Here is a 6,597-nt window from a genome sequence, read left to right on the forward strand (position 1 = left end):
GATGTTCTGAAGTGGACGCCCGATATGGCACTGCATACCTGGTGGTGGTTCCTGGCCACGGTCTTCGTGCTGTGCGGGACGCCTGGGCCGAACATGCTGCACATCCTTGGGCGCAGCGTCGGGCTGGGGTTCCGTGGCAGTGTGCCGGCCATGGCCGGCTGCCTGCTGGCGATGCTGCTGGTGCTGGCGGCTTCCGCAGCGGGCCTGAGTGCGCTGCTGCATTCCTCGCCCATGCTGTTCGAGGTGCTGCGCTATCTCGGTGTGGCCTACCTGGCCTGGCTCGGCATCAAGGCGTGGCGCGACAGTTGCCGGCCCGCACCCGCGGTGGCCGATGCTGACGAGGTCACACTGGCGCCGGTACATGGCGCAGGAACGGTGTTCCGTGGCGGCCTGTGGGTCGGCCTGAGCAATCCCAAACTACTGCTGTTCGCCGCAGCGTTCCTGCCACAGTTCGTCGACCCGTCGCGCAGCCAGGCCGTGCAGTACAGCGTGCTGGTGGCGACCTTCGCGGCCTGCGAACTGTTCTGGTACGTGATGTATGCGGCCGGTGGCCACGGCCTGCGCCGTTGGCTCGCCAAGCCATTCGCAAGGCGCTGGTTCGAGCGGCTGGTGGGAAGCGTGTTCCTGGCTTTCGCAGTGGCGTTGTTGCGCTTCCGGCCGCGTTGATTCACGCCGCACACGCGGCCCGTTCACGAGCGCCGCATCGGTGGCGGCCTAGCCTGATCGCACCGTTTGCATTCCCTGCAGGGAAAGGATCGACATGATCAAGTGGGCCATCATCTTCGCCATCATCGGCATCATCGCGGGCGTGCTGGGCTTCGGCGGCATCGCTGGCGCCGCCGTGGGCATCGCCAAGTTCCTGTTCTGGGCAGGCATCATCATCGCCGTGGTGCTGTTCCTGATCGGCATGAGCGTGGCGAAGAAGGTCAGCTGAAGAAGGTCAGCTAGCGCCGTTCGCGCAGCAGCGTCTTCAGTGCGCGCTGCTGCGCGAGAACAGATTGATCACCAGTACGCCGGCGCAGATCAGGCCGATCCCGATCAATGCCGGTGCATCCAGCCGCTGCTTGAACACCACCAGGCCGATCAGCGAGATCAGCACAATGCCGACGCCGGACCAGATTGCATAGGCGATGCCGGTCGGCACCGACTTCATGGTGACCGACAGCAGGTAGAAGCACAGCCCATAGCCAACCAGTGCGCCTACTGTCGGCCACAGCCGGCTCATGCCGTCCGAGGCCTTCAGCAGCGACGTGGCAATCACTTCCAGCACGATGGCGGCGGCCAGGTAGATATAGGGGTTCATCGTGGGCTCCGGGTCACTGCGGGTCGCACCGGATCAGTCGTCGATGCGAGCGAAGCGCGCCTGCGGGCCGTGTTCGCCCGGAACCTGCTCGATGAACATCGGGTAGGGACGTACCCACAGGCCGCCTTCGCCATAGAGTGCGCGATAAAGCACCATCGGTTCCAACGTCTCGCTGCTGCGGACGATGTCGATCACCTCGTAGTCGCCGCCCTTGAAGTGGCGATACCGGCCACGGGCGAGATCGGGCAGGAGAGTCAGCTCAGCCATGGCAGGGCGTGCTCACTTGCGCGCCGGGCTGGCGGGCTTGGCGCAGTACGCGTCGATGGCCTCGGCCGTGTTGGCCAGGCCCTGCGCCTGCGCCAGCTCCCAGGGGCGCTCGCAGCGCTGGCTGTGTTCGCACCACTGATACCCGGCAGAGCCGATACAGCCGTGCGCATCCCGGTCGCCCCCCACCACCGGCGTCGCTGGCGATGCCTCAGCGGCATCAGCGCGCGCGGTCGCCGTGTCCTGGCTGGCACAGGCGGCCAGAGCCAGCAGGGCCGGGATCAGAAGAAGCACCTTCATGTGCGAGCTCCGTGCCTAAAGCGACATTTTCTGTCGCAAATAGCTCGCCAGCAAGCGCTCAATGCACGGCGGCGCGGATCAACTCTTCGATCAGGATCAGATAGCTGGCCACGAAATAGAACTTCAGCAACGTCCAGCGTTGCTGTGAGAAGAAGGTGCGCATGTGGAAGGGGCCCCTGTTGATGACGGTAGTGTGAAGCCAGCCTGACTCCGTGACAAGGATCACGGAATGAACGGGCTAAACGGACTCAGGGATGTGAGGAAAGCCAAGATCCGACGCGAAGGCGCGGCATTTTCGTACAAATCTGATAGGCCATCCCGGAGGCGGTCGCTAGCCTGATGGTGTAACGGCAAGCGGCCCGCTGCCTGCCACTGCACCCTTTCATCCGCAGGAGCCTCCCGATGGTCATCACCGTCCAATGCAATGCCCAGCGCTGGTCTGTACTGCATCCGCAGGTGAGCGACACCACCGGTTACGCCCGGGGCGCCGACGCCTTTGATGCCGCCGCCGCGCTGGCCCTGGAGCATCACCGCCGCACCGGCCAGCGCAGCACGGTGCGGGTCGAGGCGCTTGGCAACACGGTAGACGCGCTTTACGTTGGAGAGTGACGCCAGCCCCCCGTAATGCAGTCAGCCACGGTTGAGTTGTTTGAATGGGGGAACAACTGCCATCGCGCCTCCCTCTGTGCGCCGGGCCGTGAATCCCGGATGCTTGCGCCATCGTATTCATCTGGAGATCTCGATGGGCAAGGCACTCACCTGGCGCACCCTGGCCTGCACCCTGTTGCCGATGCTGGCGGCCGCCGGCGGCGCCCAGGCGCAGAGCTATGGCTACGGCTACGACGACGACCGCTATGGCGGCCGCGATGGCAGTGGCATCGTGCGCTGCGAGTCGGTCAAGAACCGCAGCAACGAGTGCCGCCTGGATGGCCGCGCGCGGCTGATCCGCCAGTTGTCCGGTTCGCCCTGTGTGGAAGGTGAGACCTGGGGCCAGTCGCGCAACGGCGTCTGGGTCACACAGGGGTGCCGTGCCGAATTCGTCGGTGAATACCGCCGCGGCGGCGGCTGGGGCGGCAATGGCGGCGGCTGGGGCAACGGCAATGGCAACGGATGGGGCGGTGGCGATGTGGTTACCTGCCATTCCAATGGCCACCGGCAGGAGTACTGCGATGCCCGCATCCGCCGGGGCGTGCGCCTGATCCGCCAGGACTCGCGCAGTGCCTGCATCGAAGGCCAGAGCTGGGGCTGGGATCGCCGCGGCATCTGGGTGAGCGATGGCTGCAGGGCGCAGTTCCAGGTGAACTGAGCTTTACGGATTCAACCCATGAAAATCAGAATAATCTGATACAGCTCACATTTTGAACGCCGTATCGTCTGTGATCAGGGCGCCTTGCGTGCCCTGATTCCCGATGTCGATTGCCGTAGCCGGCATCAGCATCGCGCCGCCGTCGATACGCTGCCTCAAGGAGTGAGCTGCATGTTGATCCGCCTGCAATGCGAACAGCGCCAGTGGCGCGTGCTGCACCCGGATAGGCCGGAGCCAATCGAGTTCCGTGATGGCGCACGAGCCTATGACTTTGCCGAGACCCTGGCCCGCCTGCACTTCGTCGACACCGGGCAGCGCGCCGCCGTGCGCGTGGAGGCCAGCGGGGCGTTCGTGGAAGCGGTCAGTTACGGTTGAGCGTGGGGCGCCTGCCGGGGCGGGCCTGCGGGGTCCGGCCATCCACGCATGGCGTGGAACCACCTGCTTCCACCGTGGAAGGTGCGAGCCTTCGGCTGCACCTTCCCGTGATGCGTGGATTCCTGATCGGCCTCAGCCCGCCGCGCTCAGCGGTGGGCTGCCTGCGGCCAGCTGTGGCCAACGCTTGAGCACGGCGGCGCGGATGCCGGCCGCATCGATACCGGCTTCGGCCAGCAGGTCCTCGCGGCTGGCGTGGTGCTGGTAGCTGTCGGGCAGGCCCAGGTGCAGGATCGGACGCAGCACGCCTTCGGCATTGAGCAGTTCACCGACACCGGAACCGGCACCGCCGGCCACGACGTTGTCTTCGATCGTGACCAGGCCCTCGTGCTGCGCGGCCATGGTCAGCACCAGCTCGCGATCCAGTGGCTTGATGAAGCGCATGTTGACCACGCTCAGGCCCAGTTCGCGGCCGACCTGCTCGGCGGCGGGCACGGTGCTGCCGAAGGCAAGCAGGGCGATGCGGTTGCCCTGCAGGCGCAGCTCGCCCTTGCCGATCGGCAGGGTCGACAGGTCGGTGCCGGCCGCAACGCCGGTACCCGTACCGCGCGGGTAACGCACGGCCGCCGGACCCGGGTGCTGCAGGCCGGTGCTGAGCATCTGCCGGCACTCGGCTTCATTGGAGGGTGCCATCACCACCATGTTCGGCACGCAGCGCAGGAAGCTGAGGTCGAGGTTGCCGGCGTGGGTCGCGCCGTCCGGACCGACCACGCCAGCGCGGTCGATCGCAAACAGCACGTCCAGATCCTGGATCGCCACGTCGTGCACCAGCTGGTCGTACGCACGTTGCAGGAAGGTGGAGTAGATCGCCACCACCGGCTTGCCACCCTGGGTGGCCATGCCGGCGGCGAGGGTGACCGCGTGCTGCTCGGCGATCGCCACGTCGAAATAGCGCTGCGGGTATTCCTTGCTGAAGCGCACCAGGCCAGAGCCTTCGCGCATCGCCGGAGTGATGCCGTAGAGGCGCGGCTCGGCGGCGGCGGCATCGCACAGCCAGTCGCTGAATACATCGGTATAGGTCGGCTTCTTGGCCCCGGCCTTGGCCACCAGGCCCTTGTCCGGATCGAACGGGCCCACGGCGTGGTAACCGATCTGATCGCCTTCTGCCGGCTCGTAGCCCTTGCCCTTGGTGGTCATCACATGCAGCAGCTTCGGGCCCTTGGAGGCGCGCAGCGTCTTCAGGGTGGACAACAGGGCCGGCATGTCGTGGCCGTCGATCGGGCCGGTGTAGTGGAAGCCCATTTCCTCGAACATCGTGGAGGGCACGAACATGCCCTTCCAGTGTTCTTCCCAGCGCTTCACGAAACGCGCCGGGTTGTTCTTCTTGTCACCGAGGATCTTCTTGCCACCTTCGCGCAGCGCGTTGAGCGTACGGCTGCCGGTCGCTCGGCCCAGCATCTTGGTCAGGCCGCCCACTGCCTCGGAGATCGACATGTTGTTGTCGTTGAGGATCACCAGCAGGTTCGGCTCCGGCTCCATGCCACCAGCGTGCATCAGCGCCTCAAATGCCATGCCGGCAGTCATCGCGCCGTCACCGATCACTGCCACAACCTTGCGGTCGTCGCCTTCGGACTGGCGGGCGATGGCCATGCCGAGCGCGGCCGAGATCGAGGTGGAGGAGTGGCCGACGCCGAAGGTGTCGTACTCGCTTTCCTCGCGCTTCGGGAACGGCGCGACACCGTCCTTCTGCTTGACAGTATGGATCTCGTCGCGGCGGCCGGTCAGGATCTTGTGCGGGTAGGTCTGATGGCCGACGTCCCACACCAGCTGGTCGACCGGGGTCTGGTACAGATAGTGCAGGGCCACGGTGAGCTCGATAACGCCCAGGCCGGCGGCGAAGTGACCTCCGCTCTTGCCCACCGATTCGATGAGGTAGGCGCGCAGTTCGTCGGCGACCGCCCTCAATTCGGATTCGTCGAACGTGCGCAGGTCATCCGGTGTCTGGATGCGCGCGAGGCGGGGATAGCGGGCAGAGTCGATCATCATGTTCGCACTTTTTCTGAACGCCCATTTTCGCCCTCAAACGGGGGTGGGGCAAGCAAACGCCGCCGTCCGTGACAGGACGGTGAGGGTTGCATTTTCGGGCGTTCAGGTGCTGAGTTTCGAGCGCTTGGGCAACTGCGCCTTCAGGAAGGCCATCTGGTCGGCCAGGATGTTGCGGTTGGACAGGATCAGGTGCTCGATCCAGCTGGGCCGGTAGGGCACTGCCAGCAGGGGCATGCCGGCCTGCTGCGGGGTGCGGTCGCTCTTGCGCGAATTGCAGTGGAAGCACGCGGTGACCACGTTTTCCCAGCAGTCCAGGCCACCTTTGGACAGCGGCATGACATGGTCGCGGGTAAGCGTCGGGCGGGTGAACTGCTGGCCGCAGTACATGCACAGATGGGCGTCGCGGGCGAACAGGGCCTGGTTGGTCAGGTTCGGCGTGGGGTCGATCGCGCGGGAGCGGGCGTGGCCGCGGGCGGCGATGATCGGGTGCAGGTCCATGCCGCTCTGCAGGCCGCTGAAGCGGTTGGTGCCACCGTGGATGTGCAGGCAGGGATCGCCGAGCGTCCAGGCCACTGCCTCGCGGGCGTAGAGGCAGGCCGCATCCTGCCAGGTGATCCAGTCCAGTACGCGTCCGTGGGCATCAAGCGAGAGCAGCCGGACCGAACCGGGGCGATGCAGCGTCGTGGCGTTGGGCGATGCTTCGGCGCCCGGAGCAGAAAACGGAGCTCCGGCTTCGATCAGACCCAAGCGTGTAGTGTCTGTCTCCATCGGGAGAACAGCTTATACCTGAATGTTGACGATTTGTGTATCGCCGACAGGCGATACACAAATCGTCAACATTCAGGTCCGCGCATTCCTCCTATCCCCCGCACCTGTCGGTGCGCCCCCCTTAACAAGGGGGGGCTTTTCTCCAGATGGATTCCGGTGGTTTTCATCCACGCGTGGCGTGGATCCACGGCAGATTGCGGGGGACTGTCAGAGGCGGGGCGGTGTGGGTTGGCAGGAC

General features: G+C 65.5%; 10 protein-coding genes. 5 read left to right on the top strand and 5 right to left on the bottom strand.

The window, feature by feature from the left end; translation table 11 throughout:
* Nucleotides 1-24: 24 nt before the first annotated feature.
* Together HMPREF3114_RS15945 and HMPREF3114_RS15950 are read left to right on the top strand one after the other, a co-directional pair.
* Nucleotides 25-666, top strand: a complete 642-nt coding sequence (locus HMPREF3114_RS15945; protein ID WP_005417837.1) for a LysE family translocator — start codon at nt 25-27, stop codon at nt 664-666.
* Nucleotides 667-760: 94 nt separating this feature from the next.
* Complete coding sequence (locus HMPREF3114_RS15950) at nt 761-934, top strand: DUF1328 domain-containing protein (protein WP_005417836.1); 174 nt, start codon at nt 761-763, stop codon at nt 932-934.
* A 36-nt stretch (nt 935-970) separates the two neighbouring features.
* Here the strand turns inward: HMPREF3114_RS15950 and HMPREF3114_RS15955 are convergent, their stop codons facing one another.
* From HMPREF3114_RS15955 to HMPREF3114_RS15965, 3 genes are read right to left on the bottom strand one after another with little or no spacing between them, the layout of a single operon-like run.
* Complete coding sequence (locus HMPREF3114_RS15955) at nt 971-1,303, bottom strand: SMR family transporter (protein ID WP_053499229.1); 333 nt, start codon at nt 1,301-1,303, stop codon at nt 971-973.
* Nucleotides 1,304-1,336: 33 nt separating this feature from the next.
* Nucleotides 1,337-1,570 (bottom strand): DUF1653 domain-containing protein, encoded by a 234-nt coding sequence (locus HMPREF3114_RS15960; RefSeq protein WP_053499226.1) that lies wholly within the window; start codon nt 1,568-1,570, stop codon nt 1,337-1,339.
* Nucleotides 1,571-1,582: 12 nt separating this feature from the next.
* Nucleotides 1,583-1,867: a hypothetical protein gene (locus tag HMPREF3114_RS15965; RefSeq protein WP_053499224.1), complete on the bottom strand. Its 285-nt coding sequence runs from the start codon at nt 1,865-1,867 to the stop codon at nt 1,583-1,585.
* Between the two features lie 402 nt (nt 1,868-2,269).
* Between HMPREF3114_RS15965 and HMPREF3114_RS15970 the strand changes: the two genes are divergently transcribed.
* The 3 genes from HMPREF3114_RS15970 to HMPREF3114_RS15980 all read left to right on the top strand — a co-directional run bounded on the left by HMPREF3114_RS15970 (nt 2,270) and on the right by HMPREF3114_RS15980 (nt 3,548).
* Nucleotides 2,270-2,476: a hypothetical protein gene (locus HMPREF3114_RS15970; protein ID WP_005417826.1), complete on the top strand. Its 207-nt coding sequence runs from the start codon at nt 2,270-2,272 to the stop codon at nt 2,474-2,476.
* Between the two features lie 133 nt (nt 2,477-2,609).
* Nucleotides 2,610-3,173, top strand: a complete 564-nt coding sequence (locus HMPREF3114_RS15975) for a DUF3011 domain-containing protein (RefSeq protein WP_032956176.1) — start codon at nt 2,610-2,612, stop codon at nt 3,171-3,173.
* A 171-nt stretch (nt 3,174-3,344) separates the two neighbouring features.
* The gene (locus tag HMPREF3114_RS15980; protein ID WP_005417823.1) at nt 3,345-3,548 is read left to right on the top strand and encodes a hypothetical protein; all 204 of its coding nucleotides are present in this window, start codon (nt 3,345-3,347) and stop codon (nt 3,546-3,548) included.
* Nucleotides 3,549-3,680: 132 nt separating this feature from the next.
* Here the strand turns inward: HMPREF3114_RS15980 and dxs are convergent, their stop codons facing one another.
* Entirely contained in the window at nt 3,681-5,588 is a 1,908-nt protein-coding gene (dxs, locus tag HMPREF3114_RS15985) for a 1-deoxy-D-xylulose-5-phosphate synthase (RefSeq protein ID WP_053499260.1), read from the bottom strand.
* A gap of 105 nt (nt 5,589-5,693) precedes the next feature.
* On the bottom strand, nt 5,694-6,359 hold the full coding sequence (locus HMPREF3114_RS15990) for an HNH endonuclease (RefSeq protein WP_032954353.1): 666 nt from the start codon (nt 6,357-6,359) through the stop codon (nt 5,694-5,696).
* Nucleotides 6,360-6,597: the final 238 nt, after the last annotated feature.

It is taken from the genome of Stenotrophomonas sp. HMSC10F07 (assembly GCF_001807895.1).
GTDB classification, from domain to species: Bacteria; Pseudomonadota; Gammaproteobacteria; order Xanthomonadales; family Xanthomonadaceae; genus Stenotrophomonas; species Stenotrophomonas sepilia.